At 68.1% G+C, this 18420-nt stretch carries 17 protein-coding genes and 2 pseudogenes; 5 read left to right on the top strand and 14 right to left on the bottom strand.

The genetic code is table 11. The features are described from left to right. Positions 1-19 precede the first annotated feature (19 nt). The 10 genes and pseudogenes from ET989_RS01370 to ET989_RS01330 all read right to left on the bottom strand — a co-directional run bounded on the left by ET989_RS01370 (position 20) and on the right by ET989_RS01330 (position 6832). Positions 20-244 carry a hypothetical protein gene (locus ET989_RS01370; RefSeq protein ID WP_131166756.1) on the bottom strand — a complete coding sequence of 75 codons (225 nt, stop codon included), beginning with the start codon at positions 242-244 and terminating at the stop codon, positions 20-22. Next, positions 229-741 (bottom strand): hypothetical protein, encoded by a 513-nt coding sequence (locus tag ET989_RS01365; protein WP_131166755.1) that lies wholly within the window; start codon positions 739-741, stop codon positions 229-231. Before ET989_RS01365 ends, ET989_RS01370 begins: the two co-directional genes overlap by 16 nt. After that, positions 738-1259 carry a thioredoxin domain-containing protein gene (locus ET989_RS01360; RefSeq protein WP_131166754.1) on the bottom strand — a complete coding sequence of 174 codons (522 nt, stop codon included), beginning with the start codon at positions 1257-1259 and terminating at the stop codon, positions 738-740. Before ET989_RS01360 ends, ET989_RS01365 begins: the two co-directional genes overlap by 4 nt. Next, entirely contained in the window at positions 1256-1819 is a 564-nt protein-coding gene (locus ET989_RS01355; RefSeq protein WP_131166753.1) for a MauE/DoxX family redox-associated membrane protein, read from the bottom strand. Before ET989_RS01355 ends, ET989_RS01360 begins: the two co-directional genes overlap by 4 nt. Next, complete coding sequence (locus ET989_RS01350; RefSeq protein ID WP_131166752.1) at positions 1816-2490, bottom strand: hypothetical protein; 675 nt, start codon at positions 2488-2490, stop codon at positions 1816-1818. The genes ET989_RS01355 and ET989_RS01350 overlap by 4 nt, the downstream gene beginning before the upstream one ends. Before the next feature lie 289 nt (positions 2491-2779). Further along, the gene (locus tag ET989_RS01345; RefSeq protein WP_131166751.1) at positions 2780-3106 is read right to left on the bottom strand and encodes a hypothetical protein; all 327 of its coding nucleotides are present in this window, start codon (positions 3104-3106) and stop codon (positions 2780-2782) included. Positions 3107-3292: 186 nt separating this feature from the next. Further along, complete coding sequence (locus tag ET989_RS14720; protein WP_165489972.1) at positions 3293-3712, bottom strand: type IV toxin-antitoxin system AbiEi family antitoxin domain-containing protein; 420 nt, start codon at positions 3710-3712, stop codon at positions 3293-3295. Between the two features lie 186 nt (positions 3713-3898). Continuing rightward, complete coding sequence (locus tag ET989_RS01340) at positions 3899-4543, bottom strand: hypothetical protein (RefSeq protein WP_131166750.1); 645 nt, start codon at positions 4541-4543, stop codon at positions 3899-3901. A 98-nt stretch (positions 4544-4641) separates the two neighbouring features. After that, positions 4642-4743, bottom strand: a pseudogene (locus ET989_RS15925) (DUF6918 family protein); the annotation flags it as partial. A 688-nt stretch (positions 4744-5431) separates the two neighbouring features. Further along, positions 5432-6832 (bottom strand): tetratricopeptide repeat protein, encoded by a 1401-nt coding sequence (locus tag ET989_RS01330; RefSeq protein ID WP_131166748.1) that lies wholly within the window; start codon positions 6830-6832, stop codon positions 5432-5434. 276 nt (positions 6833-7108) lie between these two features. Between ET989_RS01330 and ET989_RS01325 the strand changes: the two genes are divergently transcribed. From ET989_RS01325 to ET989_RS01310, 4 genes are all read left to right on the top strand, one after another. Further along, positions 7109-7900, top strand: a complete 792-nt coding sequence (locus tag ET989_RS01325; protein ID WP_131166747.1) for a hypothetical protein — start codon at positions 7109-7111, stop codon at positions 7898-7900. Positions 7901-7951: 51 nt separating this feature from the next. Next, positions 7952-8149: a hypothetical protein gene (locus tag ET989_RS01320; RefSeq protein WP_077348558.1), complete on the top strand. Its 198-nt coding sequence runs from the start codon at positions 7952-7954 to the stop codon at positions 8147-8149. Positions 8150-8446: 297 nt separating this feature from the next. Beyond that, positions 8447-8635: a hypothetical protein gene (locus ET989_RS15110; RefSeq protein ID WP_180320743.1), complete on the top strand. Its 189-nt coding sequence runs from the start codon at positions 8447-8449 to the stop codon at positions 8633-8635. Continuing rightward, positions 8580-9272: a hypothetical protein gene (locus ET989_RS01310; RefSeq protein WP_206662166.1), complete on the top strand. Its 693-nt coding sequence runs from the start codon at positions 8580-8582 to the stop codon at positions 9270-9272. Before ET989_RS15110 ends, ET989_RS01310 begins: the two co-directional genes overlap by 56 nt. On the opposite strand, the gene ET989_RS01305 is transcribed toward ET989_RS01310, so the two are convergent. The 4 genes and pseudogenes from ET989_RS01305 to ET989_RS01290 all read right to left on the bottom strand — a co-directional run bounded on the left by ET989_RS01305 (position 9269) and on the right by ET989_RS01290 (position 15892). Then, positions 9269-10594 carry a restriction endonuclease gene (locus ET989_RS01305; RefSeq protein ID WP_241656157.1) on the bottom strand — a complete coding sequence of 442 codons (1326 nt, stop codon included), beginning with the start codon at positions 10592-10594 and terminating at the stop codon, positions 9269-9271. The two genes, ET989_RS01310 and ET989_RS01305, sit on opposite strands and share 4 nt — an antisense overlap. A 49-nt stretch (positions 10595-10643) precedes the next feature. Beyond that, on the bottom strand, positions 10644-11288 hold the full coding sequence (locus ET989_RS01300) for a prepilin peptidase (RefSeq protein ID WP_131166743.1): 645 nt from the start codon (positions 11286-11288) through the stop codon (positions 10644-10646). An 84-nt stretch (positions 11289-11372) separates the two neighbouring features. Continuing rightward, positions 11373-13011 (bottom strand): annotated as a pseudogene (locus ET989_RS01295) (IS1634 family transposase). Between the two features lie 829 nt (positions 13012-13840). Further along, positions 13841-15892 (bottom strand): protein kinase domain-containing protein, encoded by a 2052-nt coding sequence (locus ET989_RS01290; RefSeq protein WP_165489971.1) that lies wholly within the window; start codon positions 15890-15892, stop codon positions 13841-13843. Between the two features lie 52 nt (positions 15893-15944). Between ET989_RS01290 and ET989_RS01285 the strand changes: the two genes are divergently transcribed. Then, the gene (locus ET989_RS01285; RefSeq protein ID WP_131166741.1) at positions 15945-17528 is read left to right on the top strand and encodes an IS1182 family transposase; all 1584 of its coding nucleotides are present in this window, start codon (positions 15945-15947) and stop codon (positions 17526-17528) included. Positions 17529-18420: the final 892 nt, after the last annotated feature.

Raw genomic sequence — 18420 nt, 5'->3', positions numbered from 1 at the left:
CCCACGCGCTGTTCAGGCCTCAAGTGGAGCCGGACAGCGCCAACCCGGCGGACGCGGCGGCAAGAGCCAGCAGCAGGACCGGCAGCCAGGTCGGCGAGCCCACCGCGAACCCGAGCCCCACGGCGACCAGCGCGAGGGCGCCGACGGCCCACAGCAACCACAGGGGGTCGGCCGCCCACTGGCGCAGCGTCGCTCCGCGCCAGGTGGGGGTCGAGGTGGGCGAGGACATCAGGTGACGGCCCAAGGACAGATCGTGCGGACGCAGGAGCCGTTGTTGCACGTCCAGCCGTCGGAGCAGCGGTAGGTCTTGCCGTCGCTGAACCTCCAGCGCCAGCTGTCGTACGTGCCGCCCCAGCAGGCGTCCGGACGGAACAGGTAGTACGTGCCGGTGCTGCGCGGGGTCTGCTTGTGCCAACCGCGGACGTTGCTGGGGGTGCTCTTGTAGCGCCAGCAGCACGACAGGTCGGTGCACATCGCCGAGGGGCCGCACTTCAAACCCTGCTCGGTGTGGTCCTTGGCGTAGGTCTCGCACGGGCCGGTCGAGGTGCTCAGGTAGTCCTGCCAGTAGGCGGCCTCGGCCTGGTCGGCGCTCCGGTTGACGAGGGCGAACGCCCCGAAGGCGACGCCGACGCCGCCGAGGGCCGCGGCGCGGAACAGCCCGCGCCGGCTCGGCGAGTTCTGCAGGCGCGCCCGCAGGTGCTTGTCGTCAGCCTCGGGCAGGTCGTCGAAACGCACGGTCATGGCAGTGCACCCTTCTGCACGGCGTGGTGGTTCAGCCAGTGCTCGAGTTCGTGGGGATCGATCGGAAGGAGGGAATCGATGATGGTCCCCGCGGCGTCCACCGCGAGGAGGTACGGGGTGGCGGGCACCTGCAGCTTGCGCAGGAGGTCGCCGGAGTCGGCCAGGCAGGTCGCGCCCAGGGCGTCCGGCACCTCGGCGCAGTCCCCGGTGGAGACGACCGTGACCGAACCGACGGACGGGCCGGACGCCAGGTCGGCGAGCACGTCCGAGCACGCGGGGCAACCGGGGGAGACGAAGGCGATCACGCCGCCGCCCGCCGGGCGGATCCGGCCGAGGGCGCCGGACGCCGGCAGCGCGAGGCCGGCCACGGGGCCGCCCGGCCGTTGGGAGGCCTGCCCCGAGCCGTCGCCGACGGCGCGGCGGAGCTCGCCCACCTGGGCGAGCAGGCCGGCGTAGCCGAAGGCGAGCAGGACGATCGCGAGCCAGGACACGATCAACGCGGCGGTGGTGAAGCTCATCGGACGCCTCCCCGGGTCACGAGCGTGAGGCCGGTCGGGGTGGTGCGGGCGACCGGCAGCAGGGCGGTGGACACGGCGAGCGTCACGGCGGCGCAGGCGAGGACGACCAACTCGTCCCAGGGGCGTCCGGCGAAGCCCCAAGCGCCGGAACTGAACGCCGCGACACCCCCGGCGACGGCAGCGAGGCCGGCCAGCAGCGCGGCGCGCAGGGTCACCCACGGGCCCAGCGGGGCCTCGCCGATGCCACAGGCGCACGGGACCGCGCCCGCGCTCCGCCGGTGGGCGACGTGCACGTAGGCGGCCATCAGCCCGAACAGCACGGCCATCGCCGCGCCGGCCAGCGCCGCCAGCCAGCGCGGCCCGACGAGCGCGGCCACCAGGCCGACCACGCCGAGGACGGCCTCGGTCGTCATCACGAGCCAGGCCAGCGGCGTCCGCACCCCGGCGGGCAGGACACCGTGGGCCGCCATGCCGGACGCCAGCGCGCGGGGACGCCGCAGGTGGGCACCCGCCGAGGCGAGCAGCACCAGGGCGCAGGCGGCGAGCAGGGCGGGGGTCATCGGCGTTCGACCAGCACCTCGGCGACGGTGCCGGCCAGGTCGTTGAGCTCGATCTCGGGGATGGGCAGGCCGTAGATCACGAAGTCCGGGTTCTCCAGGATGACGTAGTCGCGGCCGTGCTGATTCTGCTTGGTGAGCGAGCCGCCGCGGACCTGCAGCCCCTTGCTGCTGCGCTTCTGCCCGGGCACGGCGCGGCGGATGTCCAGCATGAGCTTGGTGCCGTCGGGGCGCGTGCCCATCTGGGAGGCGCCCTGGGTGCGGAACGGGGACCACGTGGCCGACCCGTTCGGCTGCAGGACGACGCCCCGGCCGTTGCGGGCGGGCGACGTGTCGGCCAGCACGGCGGCGAGGCGCTCGACGGTCACCGACGGCGGCGTCGGGCCGAACACGCGGTCGTCGCCGATCTCCACGACGTAGCCCCACCCGTTCGCGCGGTCCCCGCCGAGCGGACCGACGTGCAGCGTGCGGCCGCCGCGCAGGGTCAGCTGGCTGGTGAGCTCCGTGCCGGTGATCCCGAGGAAGAGGTCGGCGGCCTCCTGGGTGCCGGCGTTGACCTCGATCTCGGTGCTGTCGGCGTACAGCACGCCGATCACCACGGGCGGTGAGAGGGTCACGTCCGGGGCGTCGACGGAGACGAGGTCGCCATCGAGCAAGGTGAACTGGCTGAGCATGGGTGGTCCTCGAAACAGGGGGTTCGTCGACGGTCAAACTAGCCCAACTGCTGGCGCAGGGGGAACAGCCGGTGCGCAGGTCCCCACCCGGCGGCTGTCACGATGTCATCACGAACGGCGAACCCCCACCCGTTCACCGCACCGCAAACCTTCGAGACCAAGGGCGACGCCTGGGGGTGGATCGACCGCGAGCGCCGGCTGATCGAGCGCGATGAGTGGACTCCCCGTACGAGCGCATCCTCGCCATCCGAATCACTGAGCTCAGGGCCCCGGCTGCGAGGGCAGTCCGTCACGCCGCGGACAACGGTGCGGAGTCACTCGGCCTCAGCTTGAGCGAGCTGGTCAGGCGAGCCGATCGGCGTCGCCCACGACACCGGACGGCGGGACGGGGTGTGGCGGCTGCCCCGCGGGCGACTCGGGGGCTCAGGTCGAACGCCACGCCGTCGTCCCCGTCGGCGCCGGCCACGTCCCGGGCGACCTGGGTGAGCCACTCGTCGCTGACGCAGGCGCGGACCGCGTTGCTGTCGACGTCCTTGGTGGGCCGGCGGACGTCGTAGGCACCCAGGAGCAGGCCGCCTTTGAGGACGAAGCCGCGGGCGTGCCCGGTGACCGTCAACCGGTGGAGGAACGACTCCAGCGTGTGCCGGGTCAGGTACTCCTCGGTGGATGCAGACTCGCCGTCCTGCCGGGCTTGCGCGCGGGCGCGACGCTGCAGTTCGTTGAAGACCTGCCGGCCCGTCCTGGTACCTGGTCGGAGTGGCCCGCGGAGGCGGCAGCGGCGTGGGTCATGGGGCAGTCTCGCTCAGGTCAGCGCGGTGAGCGCTTGAAGGAGGGGGGCCTTGACCCTGGGGAGCTGGTTGGCGATCCTCATCAGGTCGGAGGGCATGCCGCCCCGGTTCAGCCAGGTGCGCAACGCCTGCGTGGCGATCTCGTAGCCGAGCTTCCCGCGGAGTCGGTAGGCGTCGGCGATGCACCGCTCCGGGCTGTACAGGCCGATCTGGAGGGCATCGGTGCCGGGGATGTCGATCTCGTCACGGCCGAGGTCGAAGGTGGCCTTGTCGAACAGGTGCCAGGTGATCGCGCCCTCGGTGGCCGGAATCCATGACCCTCGGGGGATGGCTATGTCGAGGCTGCTTGGGATCTCGTCGGTGAGTTCGTGGTGGGCGAGCGCCGAGATGAGGCAGATCGTCGCATCGGGCCGGCGGGTGGCCGCCTCGATCATGTCGAGGTCTGCCGGTTCGGCGTCGGCGGTTCGATAGATGCCGCGGGCGATACGCTCGTAGCGGCCGTCGCGGGCGCCGCGGTGCAGCCGTGTCTTGTTGGCGTCCTTGCCGGGCTTGGGCGCGACGCTCGAGGGGTTCGTGCGCTGAGCACTCCCGTGCGGGTTGACGCCTGAGGACAGGTGCTCTCAACGTTCGGGAAGCGCCGCTCGCCCAACGACCATGTCCCAGATCACCATCGTCGTCGGACCGATGTCTTCCAGGTCTGCGACGAGATCGGGCCAGAAGTCGGTCTCTCCGGCGATCTGCGCCACCTCACTCTCGAATGCTCGCACGGCCGACTCGATCTCGATCTGGGGCGTCACGTCGCCATCGATGGCATAGGTCCACCACTGCAGCGTGAGCATCTGGGCGCGGACGTGGCAGCGGGCATAAGCCTCCATGGATGGGGCGACGAAGCGCACCCGGAAGCCATCCGGATCGCGGTCCCCCTGGTCAGTACGGAGAGCCGCGACGCTGCCGGGGACGATCCTGGAGAGGTCAGCTGCACTGGCGTCGATGGTCCCGGTGACGCCCTCGACGAGGACCAGCAGAGTCTCGCCCGCGTTGCCGATGGCCACACCCCTCCAGTCCACGCTGACGACGTCCAGCGCGTCGTCGGGATGCTTCACAGTCGCGGGCAGGTCGCCACGGACGTGGGGCAACTTCAGGATCGGCCAGCGGGACTGGACGTCTTCATAACCGGCTGTGCCCTCGGGGCGGTCTCGGAGCGTGACCGTGTAGCCCGCAGCCTCAAGCGATTCAGTCGAGATGCCACCGAAGGGAAAGTGCATACATCAACCCTAGCCAAGGTGCCGAAGGCGAGGTCACCTTTGGCCTCGAAGTGCGGGTCCAGGGCCCGGGCGATCCCCGGTAGCAACCGGTCGATGCCCTTGCGCACGCTGCCCGCACTGGCCTTCTTGGCGCCGGAGTAGGCAGTCTTGAGCATCGTCCCCGAGATGCCCTTCTTGGTCGCGACGTCGGCGTCGGCCAGGCGCAGGAGCGCGTCGACCACCTGCGGCCGCCGCCTCGACGCGTCCATCCGGCGCGCCGGCTTCGCACCCCTGCGCCTCGACCTCGCCCAGGACGCCGGCTTCGCCGCCGCCACCCTGCCCCTGGGCCTCGGGCTCACCAGGAAGGCCGACGAATGAGGACGCCGCCCCGAGGGCGATCCACCGCCCAATTGCTCGCCGATTTTGGCCACGACCTACCCACCAAACCCGAACCCGAACGTCCCGGCAAGGAGCCGTACCTGTTCCGCGCGTCGCCGCGCCACGGCCGGCGGCGTCCCGGTCGCGGGTGGAACCCAGCTCGCACGCCGGTCGTCCAGTACCGGATGACCAGCGACCAGGCCGCTGCGCGGTGGCCGTTCATCGCGAACCCGCCACTGCCTCCCACGGGCGCGCAGATCGGCATCGACGAACTCTCCGGGGGTAGCTTCTACGCCGACCCGCTCGCATGGGTGCTCGACGACACCGTCCCAGTGACTAACCTAAGGCGGAATCGTCGCCACCACCTCGGGCAGAACGTCGAATGTCAGCCCCCCGTAAGCCCGGGAGAGAGAGTTCACCGGGCCAGTCGCACAAACACCGCCCCTTTACAGGCACGGTCAAGTCGCCCTGTACTCCAGAGGCGGCTTGGCGGCTGATCCTGCTCGCGCACATCGTCCTTCGGGGTGGTGCCTAGGAAAGTCCGGCCCGGTTCATGGCCGACATCAGGGCGGGACGGCGGCGATAGACCTCGCGCAAGCGGATGATCTCAGCGTCCGCCTCGGCTCGGTGGCCTGCCGTGTCGTAGAGGGCGCGTGCCTTGACGAGGAGATCGACGATGGCCGGGTACCGCTTGGAGTCCGGTGTGGTGAGGGACTCCAGCACCTGAGCCAGGCATAGGCGGGCTGCCCGGAGTGGGAAGGCGTCTTCGGAGGCGTCGACGAGTTCGCGCCACGCGTGGCCGGCGCCGAAGGTGTCCGCGGCCTCCCACGCGTGGGTGGAGTTCCCGTCGGCGAGGTGGAGCCGGACGAGGTGGGCGCCGCCGCTTCGGCGCGCCCGCTGGGTGGCCTGCTCGAATGCCCAGGTGCGTTGTTCGTCCTGGCGCCCGCACCGTTCCGCCACCTGGCTCAGCAACCGGAAGGCGTCCACGGTGAGGTCGCGGTCGAACAACGTCCGCGCGATCGCGAGGGCGGCCTCCGGACGCCCACCCTCCAGGTAGGCGTCGACGGCGTCCTCGACGGGCACGATGGCGGGTCCCGCCCGCCAGGCGACATCCACGCAGCCTTGGGTGACTGCTCGGTCCAGCCACGCGAGGACGTCAGCCGGCCGTCCGGCGTCACGCAGCCGCTGGAGGATCTCCCGGTAGTACGGGTGGTCCCCTCCGGACAGCAGGGCGACGGCCCGGTCAACGTCGCCGTCGTGGTCGGCCAGTTCCAGCAGCATGTGGTCGATCTCGCTGCGGTAGGGGTCGGCTGCCGGTCCACCGCCGCCGAAGGTCGCGACACTAGTGCGGTAGGCGTCCCAGGCGGGCTCGTCGAACGCGTGGGCCACGGCGTCCAGCGCGAGCGATGGCCAGCCGCCGTACTCGACCCGGAAGTCGACCACCCAGCGGGCGAGGGTGACCGGGTCGGGGTGCCCTTCGGCCGCGCGGCCGAACAGTGCCGACGCTCGTTCGGCCACCTCGAACAGGGCGTCCGCGTTGTCGGCGTCCCGGGCCAGGTCGCCGAGCCGGGTGAGTAGGTGCTGGAGCACTCGTACCACCACGGGGTGGGCGCCGCCGTCGAGGTGCCGCTCCAGTTCGTCGACGGCCTCCTCGATCCCTTGGACGCCGTCGTCGACGTCTTCGTAGAAGGGGTCGTGGTAGTCGAGGTCGACTCCGGCCAGCGCTGCGTCGACGGCCGTCAGGAGTTCGGAGGCGGTCGGTTCGCCCTCGGGTGTGGCGCGCAGCTGCAGCGATCGCATGGCTTCGGGGCTGTACCCCGCCATCTCGAGTACCAGCGACTGCAGCGCATCACGGTCCATCGAGCGCAGGAACCGCTCGATGTCTGGCGTGACCGGATACCGCACGCCGCCGGGCCCGATCACGTTCTTCACCCGCTGATTATCGCTGAACCTTTCCGCACGTGGCCGGTGTGGCCGCGTGGTTGCTTCCGTAAAGGGCCAGGCCCACTTCTCACGCGCTAGCGCATCTCCAGCCTCAGGCCGGGCGTGTCAGGGGCTACGCGGGGCAACACGGGGTCGACTAGGCGCTTTGGTTGGTGTTGGCCGCGTCGTGGGTCGCGGTTCGATGCCGCGAAGCCCTGTGGACTACGAAAGGAACAACGTCCGATTGGTGATCTTCCTGCATACCGACGCGGAAGGACCACGGCCATGAACATCACCGAGATGTTGGGTTTGCAGGACGAGCGGATGGCGTCCGTCGTCAAGGAACACTGGGCAGAATGGGTCGCCTTCGAGCCCCGGTTGGGGTTCGTCAACGACCCGTGTCGGCTGGACGCCTGGAGGCGAGCCGCCGATCCTGCGGTCGCCAACGACGTCCTGCTCGGCCTGGCCCGGCTGGCCGCCTTCGACGGCGCCGACGACCGCGACGCAGCGCTGGTACTGGCGTGGCTCCTCCTCCCGACCGCCCTGCGCGTCCGCCGCCGATTGGGGCTGGCCGACGATCGGGTGGACGAGGTGCTGGCCGCGCAGTTGTGGGTGGAGGTCCGCGGGCTGCCGTGGCGGCGTCCGCACTGGGTGGCGGCGAAGGTCGCCGGTCAGCTGCGTGAAGGGGTGCTACTGGACTGCGGGGCTCCCACGCACCACATGCCCCACCGGCTCTCGACCGTCTCGCTGGGCCCCGTCGACCCGGCTGACGATCGGCTCGTCGAAGACGAGGACCCGGCAGCCGAGTTGGCCGAGTTGCTCGCCTGGGCTTGCGCCGAGGACGTCATCACCCACGAGGATCGCGAGCCGCTGGTCAGTCTCATCGAAGCCGCGAAGACCGTTCAGGCCGAGGGCCATGCCCGCGAGGGCGGAGTTGCCGGCCTGTCGAGCCGACAGCTCAGCGCCGTCGTGGCGGAGGAGTGGGGCGTGTGCGCCCGCACCGTGCGTCGTCGCACTGCTCGCTGCGTGGCGGCCCTCAGCGAAGCCGCCGGCGAGTACCTGAGCGCCGTCGGCTGACTGTCCACCGGTGACGGGCGCGGCCCGTTAGGGATGGCGGAGGTGATGCCGATGACCAGCACTCCGGCCGAAGTGGCCGCCCTGTTGAAGATCGCGGCCATGGAGCCGGAGACCCTGGACGACCTGGACGGCTGTCTGCGCAGGCTCCGGGATGTGCAGAAGGCGAGACGTGAACTGGCCAAGGTGCCCCCGGCCATGCTCTTGTCCGGGCTGCTGGATCGGAGGCCTCGGGGCGGTGACCCGTCGTGACCGCGCACAGTGTGGCAGAGCTTCGAGAGGCGTGGCGCGCGATCGAGGGGGGCGAGTTCGCCCACGGGCCCCGGTCTATGCCCGCGGCCCCCGGAGCTGCGACCGTCTGGACGCCGGCGCCAGGTGAGCGGGTGGTCGCCGTCGTGGGCTGTGCCGGCGGAGTGGGTGCGTCCGCGGTGGCGCTCGCGCTGGCCACCGCATCCGGGGCACCGGCGCGGGTGGTGGAGTGCTGCTCGCCGTTGGCGTCCGATCCTGCGCCCGGAGGAACTCCGGCAACTGCCCGACAAGCAGGCGCTCGTGATCGCGGAGAACGCCCGTCCGATCATCGCCCGGCTGCACCGGTGCATCGAAGGACGCGACGGCCAACGGCTTCTCGCGCAACAGCGCGCGCTCCGGGAGCAGCTCGCCGCGAACCGTCAGGGTGTCGTGGATGTCGAGACCCGCACCGCCGCAGCGCTGGTGGAAGCGCAGCGTCATGGCTGGTGACCCGACGAGCTTGGCCGGGCCTCTGGCGCTGGGATTCCCGGCGCCGGGCAGCCGGGTCCAGAAGGCCTACCAGAACCTGTGGGAGGCCCAGAACGGTAGCGAGGAGCGCAAGAAGAAGCTGGGCAATCCGGCCAACCTGCCGCGTCCGTGGGATCCAGCGACCTGCTTGGAACGCGGCTTGCGGTGGGAGCTGTGGCTGTGGCTGGACGAGGTGGCCGAATGGATCAACTCCGAGTACGTGTGGGAGGCCTCCGGAGGCGGGTGCATCCCCGAGTGCTGGCCGCTGCACCCGCACCTGGTCCACGAACTGGCGGTGGTCGCGGATCAGCGCCGCAAGGCCGGTCAGGCGCCGAACTCCGACGTCCTGGAGAACTGGCACCGCTACGTCCTGCCCGGCTTCGTCGACCGGATGCGGCAACGCCTCAAGCAGTCCTGCGACGACGACCACCAACCCTGGCCCGCCCGGAGCCGCTACACCCGGCACACGAGCGAAGCGGCCTCCGCCCAGCGGCTCCGAGCGTTCGAGTCGGACCTCCTCGCACTCACCTACGACGAGGACCTCAAGCCCGCCCGCGGGCAACTCACCCTCCTGGACGGCGGCGGCCTGATCGATCCCGACACGGGTGAGGTCTTCTAGGCTCGCCGGAACCTCGCAGGGGTCCGACCCGGGAGCGGGCTGATAGCCGGTGACTGTGGTCCCTCCAGTGGCAGTTCCTCCGGGGAGCCGAGCACGATGTCGGCGTCGGGGGTCACCAGATCGGCGCGCGCGCGGGTGCTCGTGCTCACCGGGAACGTAAGCGCGAGGTAGGTGTTCAGTGCCTGGGGGTCGGTCATGCCCATGCGTTTGAGGAGGGCTGCGATGTCCCGTCCGGTCAGGAAGACCACCGGGTGCTTGTCCTCGCGCACCTCCTGATAGGCCTGCTGGGCGATGAAGGCGGTGGTCACGAAGACGCCGAACTCGCGGTGCTTGATGCGGGAGATCAGCCGGCTCACCATGCGGACCCCCACGCCTCCGCCGTCCGGGGCGTAACACTTGGCTTCGAGCGCGAACTGAAGCCGGATCGGATCCAGGTCCGGACCCAGGCGGTACTCGCCGACGGCGTCGCGTCCACCGTCCCGACTGGGTCGGGTGACCTCGATCGAGGCCACGTGCGGGTCGGACTGCACCCACATCGCGGCCGCGAAGTTCTCGAATTGCACGGGGTCCGCGGCGAAGTGTTGGTGCACGGCCCGCACGATCCACAGGTCATCCGGCTTCGGAAGCTGCTCCTCCTTGCTGCGGACGGACACGTTCCGCGGCGCTTCCAGGGCCCGGTAGATCCTGCCCTTGACCCAGACCCGCCACTCCGGGGGACAGGCAGGTCCGAGGGGATCGCCCGCGAGGATCTCGTCGATCCACGCGCGGGAGATCCGGGGTGTCTTCAGGACCGTGAAGTGCGAGCGGTAGTTCTGGAACCTCAACTGGCGGGTGGTGCGCCAGATGGCGACCAGTTCCTCATCGCTGGTCAGGCGAGGTGAACCCGGCGCCAGCAGCCCCCGGAACCTGACGTCGCGTCCGCTGACGCGCTCGAACAGGAAGACCGGCGGTACCTCCTGGCGTTCGATCGCGTCGGCTCGTGATGCCGCGAACATCTGCCGGAGGAGTTCGTTGCCGCTTCGGGGCGTGTCGTGAAGGTCCTTGCCGGGCTTGCGGTTGTCGCCGTAGTAGGTGAAGTCGCCCGTCGTCGGATCGATGTGGTCGGGCCAGTCGACCTCGGCGCCGGAGGTGTAGAGCACCACGAGTTTGACGGTCCGACTGGCCACACTGCCGTTGAACCTGAAGCCTCCCTGGTTGCCGACCGGCAACAGCCTTCCGATGGCATCATCGCCCGCGTGGCCGCGCGTGCCGCCGGCGTAGACCCGGTCAAGCACCAGGTCCGCGGTCGCGAGAGCGGCGAACGGGACCATCTCCTCGGGCATGCGGCCCATCCTGCCAGGGCATCTCGCGCCAAGTGAGGTCGTGTGCGGCTCAGCCGAGCAAAGCGAGGGCCAGCAGAGCACCGCCGACCAGCCACGGTCCGAATGCGAAGGAGGTTCGCTGGCGTCGGAATGGTGCGGCCACGACGGCTGCCACGCAGGCGATCAGGAACGCCCACCACTCGACGGTGGGGCTGACGGCGGCGGTCGCGGCTCCAAGGATCGGGACGTACTTGCCGTCGCCCCAGCCGAAGCCGCCGGGGCGGGCGCGGTCGAGAACCCAGAACACGACGAAGGCGACCACACCGCTCAGGGCGGCTTGGATCGCGATCGCGGAGTCGTTGGTGATGACGGAGGCGGCGCCCACCCCCGCAACGATGAAAGCGGCGTGGGCGGCGAGCAGCCGGTTCGGGAGTCGGCGAACGTCGAGGTCGATCGCCGACAACCACGGCCCGAACCAAGCAATGGGGAGCGTGGGCAGCAGCAGCGGCCACCGGTCAACGCCAAGACTCCAGGCAAGGAGTCCGCTGGGCGCCGCGACCGCGAGGGGGATCCACCATCGAGGCCCGGGAGGGGGTTGGTCCGCTTCATCGCCTTGACGGTAGGCGAGCGTGGAGAGCCGCCACCTGATGGCCACGCCGATCAGCGCACCGACGAGGGTAAGGGCTGCGGTGAGAATAGGGTCGTTGCTTGTCATCGCCGGAACCCGTGCTGCTGCTGGTCACCTGACGTCGTTCGGTTCCGCCTGAGCGGTAATCCGACCTGAGTTGGGTCAAGCGGCTTAGTGCCTTGAGCTGGCTTGTTTGAGGTCGTCAAGGACGGTCTGCTCGTCGTCGCCGAGGGCTGGTGGCAGGGTCTGGATAGCGCCGTTGGCCTGGATCGTCGCTGAACGCAGCGGACGGAGTAGGCGCAGGACTCGACGTAGCGACAGGCCGGTCCGGTCCTGGACGGTGCGGCCGATGGCTAGGGCGGTGAACACGATGGTCAGGTGCGCCTCGATGGAGTCGCGTCGTCTGGCGAACAGTGGGCGGGCCCTCAGGTCACTCTTGGACATCCTGAAGGAGTGCTCCACGTGCCACAGGTCGGCATAGGAGCTGATCACCTCGGCAGCGGGCAGCACCGTGGCCGGGATGTTGGTGACCAGGCCTTTGAGTCCTGCCAACCGCCGGGCTCGGGCCAGCGCGGCTTCGTCCAGGACCAGTCCGTCGGTCTGTGTCTTGACGAACCTGGGCGTCCGGGCTGGATTGTCCCCCTCGATCGCTGCCCGGGCCCGGTTCTCCTGGGCGGTGAGGGTCTTGTTGTCCCGGGCGAACCGCTTGGCCGCGTAGGACCACACCGCCCGCCACGAGTTGCGGTGCTGCTCGGGGTCCCAGACCGGCTCGCGACGCTTGGCGGTGTCGTTGTCGGTGTTCTTGCCGACCTTGGGGGTCAGGGTGTCGATGACCTGGCCGTCGGTGAACACGTCCCCGTGCCAGCGGAAGTGGGAGGCCAGGTCGATCGGGGCCTTGGTGGTCTTGGACCCGAGAATGAAGGTGTGCCCGGCCTGATCCAGGGCCTTCAAATTGGCAGCCGACAGCATCCCGGCGTCAGCGACCACGACCAAGTCCTCGATCTCGTGCCGGGCGGCGAAGGCCTCGATGATCGGCACGATCGTGTGCGTCTCGGCCTTGTTGCCCTCCCAGCACCCGATCTCCAACGGGAAACCGTGCCGGTCGACCAGCAGACCGACGATGATCTGCGGGTCGACCCGGCGTTCCTTGGAGTAGCCGACCTTGCGCAGGGCATCTTCCTCAGCGGCTTCGAAGTGCAGCGTGGTCACGTCGTACAGGCACAACGACACATCCCCGCTGGCCCGGGCCTGCTCGAAGCACAGTTTGGCGACCTGGTCGCGGTAGGCCCCGTCCTGGCATCGGCCCAACGTGCGCTTGCGCGTCGACAGGCTGGCCGCGGTCCGACCCAGGTCTGCCAGCACCCGGTCCACGTCCAGCAGGCTGGTCGGCTCCACCACCCGCGCGATGACCAGGTCGCGGAACACCTCATCGTCCATCCAGGATGTCGAAACCCAGGTCGGTGTACACCCCGGCCAACGCCTCATACAGCAACGCCGAGGACGTTCGCAGCACGCGAGGCGCGGCCACCACCGGGCGCCGCGCCGGGCCCTTGACCTGCTCCCCGAACAGCGTCTCGGCCGGGGCCGGCACCATCGCGGCCCAAGGAACTGGCAGCGACAGCCCCAGATCCAACTGCCCCTGGGCATCGTCCTGGAGCAGCTTGCTGGCCTGGGCCATCAGCAGCCCAAGCTCGGCTTCATCGTGCGCCGACCCCACGTGCCGCACGATGCGACGTCGACCACCCACCGACTCAGCGATCTGCACCGCGGTCGCCCCCGAGGCCGTCCGCACCCGCCGAATCCACGCCATGCCCCGATCCTAGAGTCCCGCTTAGTGCCTAAACGAAGCACCAAGCCACGGCATCACCGCAAGTCACGGCCCCTACCGATGCAAGAATCGCCGAACCCGACTTGCACATGTTTAGTGCCCTCCACGCGGGTCGATATCTCCAGCGAGTTCCGCTCACGCAGGGGCCAGGCCACGTCAGCGGGCTTCATGCGCAGGTTGGCCTCGGTGTCGTTGAGGCCCAAGAGGCCGGAACTTGCCAGGTGCGACTCCAGCAGGGCCCTCGTCAGGGTCTCAACGTGTCTCTGAAGTCCGCCCTGGGGGCTGCTGGCAGCGTGTGGTGGCCGACACCCGGCGCTCCAAGGCGTCGTGAACGGTCGTCACGGCTCAGGTTGATGAGGGCCACGGCTTCGAAGCGGTCATCATCTGCCCGGCTCTGACGGCGTTCAGCGGCCAACTCCAGCCTCGCATTAGTGCCCCGAAGGGGGCGGCCAAATCGCTTTGATAAGGCGCGATGAGCCAGCGAATCCACAAAGTTGACCTGAGGTGTGCAAGTCAGGCCCGAAGGGGGCGGCCAAATCGCTTTGATAAGGCGCGATGAGCCAGCGAATCCACAAAGTTGACCTGAGGTGTGCAAGTCAGGTCAGGCCGAACGGTGACCCAACTCAGGTCAAATTCCCCGAAAGTGGCCTAAGTCAGGTTTCACGAGCCATCACGCTCAGCCGGATAGCGGCGAGACCCGGAGCCTTCTCCCACGACCACCGTAGCGACCACCACCCGTCACCAGGAGGCACTCCAAGCAATACAATGATGCGAAGGGCGATATGGGGGGGGACTGCTGCGCGAGCAACACTCAATGAAGCGTCATCACACTAACCGCCTGGTCCAAGCTCTTGCCTAGATCATCAAGCTTCGCGGCGACGCTGTCGATAGCGATGTGAGCTTCTAGGCGCAGCGTCCCCTGAGGGCGGCCCGCAGCTGAAGCCTGCCAACCAGCCTTTCGTAGGATCGAGGCAGCACGATCAACGCGGTCCGGAATAGAGCGTAAGGCGCCATACACTTCAGTGCCCCTTGCCGTCCAGCTAATCGCGAGATTTAGATCATCGCCTTCGAGGGGTCCGGATAGCTTGATTGACATCCCCTGCGCGGTCTCGCGGGTCGCGCAATCTAGCTCCTCCTGCCATTCATACTTGTCATGCAACACCTCACTTCGTGCGCACAGTTCCTCGCAGAGGAGATCTGCTTCCATCACTCCATCCGGGTCGTCGATGCACGACTTCAAACGCTGGACCTCGTGGAGGAGCTGCGAGACGTCCGGCCGCTGGCTTTGCTGTTCGCGAGTTGCGGACAGGATCAAGCGTTCGATTCGGCGCGGAACTGATCGCCAGAACGGTTCGTCGACGCTTCGCGTTGCGGACCGGACGCTCCTCTCGAACTGAGCGCTCTGCTCAAAATTCGCCTTCGGCTCTTCGCCGCCGCAGAGGAAATAGAGGGTCATACCTATCCCAAATGAGTCCACCAAGCTGCTACGAGAGGAAAAACGCGATCGCGGGTCTACCTGCTCAGGAGCCAGATAACCGAGAACGCTCCGTTCCGCCAGGACAGATTTTTCCTCCGCACCCTTGTAGGTAGACAGATCGAAGTCGAGCACAAGCAGTTCCCAGTCTGCACGGGAACTCCAGCCATTACGCAGCATGACGTTAGCTGGCCTCAGGTCTCGATGGAGGACCCGTTCCGGAAGCGCGTGAGCGCGACGGATGATCGAACACAACTCAACTGTGATCCAAAGGATCCCGTCCCAATCTTGTAGGAGGCGCGCAGACTTGGCAACCGCGAGATTCGGACCGTCAATCCACTCCATCGTGACGAACGCCGGAATTTCGCTCGCTTGCTGGTATGCAACCATGCCGCGGACCCCCCTCTCCGCCAGAACCTGCATGGCACGGACGCCTCGCCGGTACGAGCGCAGAAGCGGCAGATTGGTTCGAATTTCTCGACGGAGAAGCTTGAGCGCACACAGGTTCCCGTCGGGACCAATTGCCGGGAACACGCGGCCAAACGCGCCAGCAAGGTTACTGTCCTGGAGCGTGTAGCCGAACAGCGTCGTCCCTTCAACCTTCCTCGGCATAAACCAAGCTCGATCGATAGCCTCCTCATACTCGTCGAGGAATTCTTCGAACAGTTCGATTCCGCCTTCCTGTGCCAGGAGGTGGCAGGCGTGCGCGTTCAGGATGAGGCGGAGTTCGTCGAGGGGGAGCGAAAGCAGGGTGCCAATTTGAGGCAACTCGGTGGGCGGATTCGGGCTCGCGATAAGTACCGGCTCAGCCTCGATCTCTGGCGCTACAGCAGCGCCTAGTCTATCGAGGAGTTCGAGGACATAGCTGTGTCGACCCGATGGGTAGTTTACTAGTCTCACACCACACGAGGCGGCCCATTTCCGAGAGTCGGCGTCGTCCCGATCGGTCACCCAGTAGTGGGTCGGCCCATCATTACCCCGGTCTCGCAGGCGCAGTAGAGGGGACCCGATCGCTAGATCGTGTGCAGAGATTCCAAGGTACAGAACCGTGCAAGTGTTAAAAACCAACTCCAAGAACTCTGCGTACCCAGATATCTCGTACAAGCTATCCAGGTCGGTCTTGGTAAAAACCCATGAGGAGTAGTCATCATTCGTGCCGTGCAGCTGGTATAAGAAGTGATGTGGTGAGTGAACAAAGCGGGACAGTCGGGCAGCATCCCTACCTAAGAAGCTCTTGAGTTCATCGCCAGGATGAACGAGTGAGTGAGATCGTTTGACGAACGAGTCAAGATTGAGCGAGAGGATTCCGCGTATGGGGAGCCTCCAAAGGAGTTGATATGCCTCCGGGGGTTGAGCCGTGTCGCTGGCCGCTAGGAGCCTGCTGAACAATCTGTCCGCGTGCCCACGGGACTGACCGGCAGCTGGCTGGAATTGTTGGGTTGTGCAGGGTGAGTCGAGTCCGCAGCGGGATGTGTTGGACGTGGAGTCGCTGGCGGGGCATTTGTTGCCGGCTGGCAGCGTGTTCCGGTTCTTGGCCGAGCACCGGCACCGCCTGTTCCCGGACGCGTTGTTCGCCGACCTGTTCCCGTCGGGGCGGGGCCGGCCATCGATCCCGGGCGAGGTGATCGCCTCGGTGATCGTGCTGCAGGCGTTGAACGGTTTGTCCGATCGGGAAGCCGTCGAAGCGCTCACGTTCGACCTGCGGTGGAAAGCGGCGTGTGGCTACCCGGTCGACAAGAAGGCGTTTGATGCGTCGTCGTTGATGGTGTGGCGGGCTCGGCTGGCAGCGTCGGAGCGGCCGCAGCGGATCTTCGAGGTGGTCCGGGACGTGATTGACGCCACGGGTGCGGTGAAGGGCCGGACGCGGCGTGCCCTGGACTCGACGATCCTGGATGACGCGGTGGCAAGGCAGGACACGGTCACCCAGCTGATCGCGCAGGTGCGCCGGGTGGGCCGGGAGGTGCCCGGCGCCCAGCAGGTAATCGAGCAGCGCTGCACCCGGCTGGCCGCGCTGACCGGCCAGGGGTACGACAGCACCGGCAAGCCGCGGATCGCGTGGGACGACCGCCAGGCCCGCGACGAACTGGTCACGGCGCTGGTCAACGACGCGCTCGCCCTGCTCGCCGGCCTGGACGCCGAAGCGATCACGGCTGCTGGCGGCAAGCCGGCCGAGGCGGTCGCGTTGCTCGCCTTGGTGGCCGGTCAGGATGTTGAACCAGCCGAGGGTTCCGTCGGCACGGATGGCCGGTGGCGGATCGCCCGCCGGGTCGCCCCGGACCGGGTCATCTCAACGGTCGACCCTGATGCGCGGCATGCGCACAAGACCGTGGAGCGCCGCCAGGACGGGTTCAAGGCCCACGTGGTGATCGAGCCCGACACCGGCCTCGCGACCATGGTCGAGTTGACCAAGGCCGCCGGGCCGGACAACAGCGACGCCACCGTCGGTGCCAGGCTGGTGGTGGCTGATCCGACCATCGACAGCCCGGTCGAGGTGCTGGGCGATTCGGCCTACGCCACCGGCGACATGCTCGCCGTCCTTGAGGCCAAGAGGTGGGTGCCGCTGGTCAAACCCTGGCCGATCCGGCCGGCCGTCGAGGACGGGTTCACCATCGACGACTTCACCCACGACCCTGCCGCCGGCACCCTGACCTGCCCAGCAGGAGTAACGAAGACCATCACCAAGACCCGCAAGGCGGTGTTCGGCATCGCCTGCCGGGCCTGCCCGTTCAGGCAGCGATGCACGACCGCCGCGAAAGGCCGCACCATCCAGCTGCACCCCCACGACCTGCTGCAACGCGCACACCGCCAACGGGCCGCCGGCGAGGGCTTCCAAGCCACCTACCGCCGGTACCGGCCCATGGTCGAACGCACGATCGCGTGGCTGGCCCGAGGCAACCGCAAAGTGCCCTACCGAGGCGTCACGAAGAACGACAACTGGCTCCACCAACGAGTCGCGGCGATCAACCTCCGCCGCCTCCTGAACCTCGGCCTCAGCTTCGGCAACACCGGCTGGGCGATCGCCTGACCAGCCCCGGAACGAGCTTGAACACCAACCACACGGGTCCACCACGACCCTCAGACAAGCGCGACGACCCCGCTGTCGCACTCAACTGCGCTGACTCACACTCGCGGCTCGACAGCCGCGGCGGCGTCCCACCCGCCACCCACGTCCAACCCGCCGTCAGATAGACGCCTTGTTCAGCAGGCTCCTAGAGCGTCGCGCAGTGTTGCCCTGTAGTCCGCGACGCCGAGCTCTTCCCTAAAGCCCTCGAACGCTAACCAGGGGTCCGGTTGTGTCACGAGCCGGTCCACCGTGCGCCGGATGCGGACCGCATCGTCTTCACCCGCCAGAGTCGCCCGGTCGAGAAGAGCAGTAGCAAGTTGCGTGCGCAAGTCAGCCCAACCAGGAATCCCGGCTGATTGGCTGAGCCCGGCCCCGACGACGGCGACCACCGGTGTCGACTGAAGAGCAAGCGTGGTTTGAAGGCCCCTGTAGCTTCCTGATGAAAGTACTTGGTCTAACAGGTCCACTGACGTCCTCCGGTTCGTCGTCGCCTGGGGAAATGACGCCAATCCTACTGCAATGCAGCTCACTGGCCGGGTGTCCCGGGCGTGTCCTACCCTCCCACCTGCCCAGTCCTCGCCCGTCGCGTCAGCTGATGCGCCCGAATCTGGCACGTGGCACCTGGCCCTCAATTGACATCGTAAGGCGGGAAGGCGATGAACGTGCTCGACAGAGGGCCGGTCATTCGTAGGTCTCAGGTTGGTGCATGCACCCTCTTGCCAGGAGCGCTGGGTGAGCTCGCAAGTGTGAGGCAACTTGAGCAACTGGGCATAAGAGCGAGGTGTTGACCTTCGGGTGCCAGGCCCTGCTTGGGAAGCGCGTCGGGACGGAACGAAGTGCCTTTAACTTGAAC

This window comes from Propioniciclava sinopodophylli (assembly GCF_004324755.1).
Lineage (GTDB): Bacteria > Actinomycetota > Actinomycetes > Propionibacteriales > Propionibacteriaceae > Propioniciclava > Propioniciclava sinopodophylli.
The sequence above is the reverse complement of the archived record's forward strand: the minus strand, read 5'-3'. Positions and strand labels throughout refer to the sequence as shown.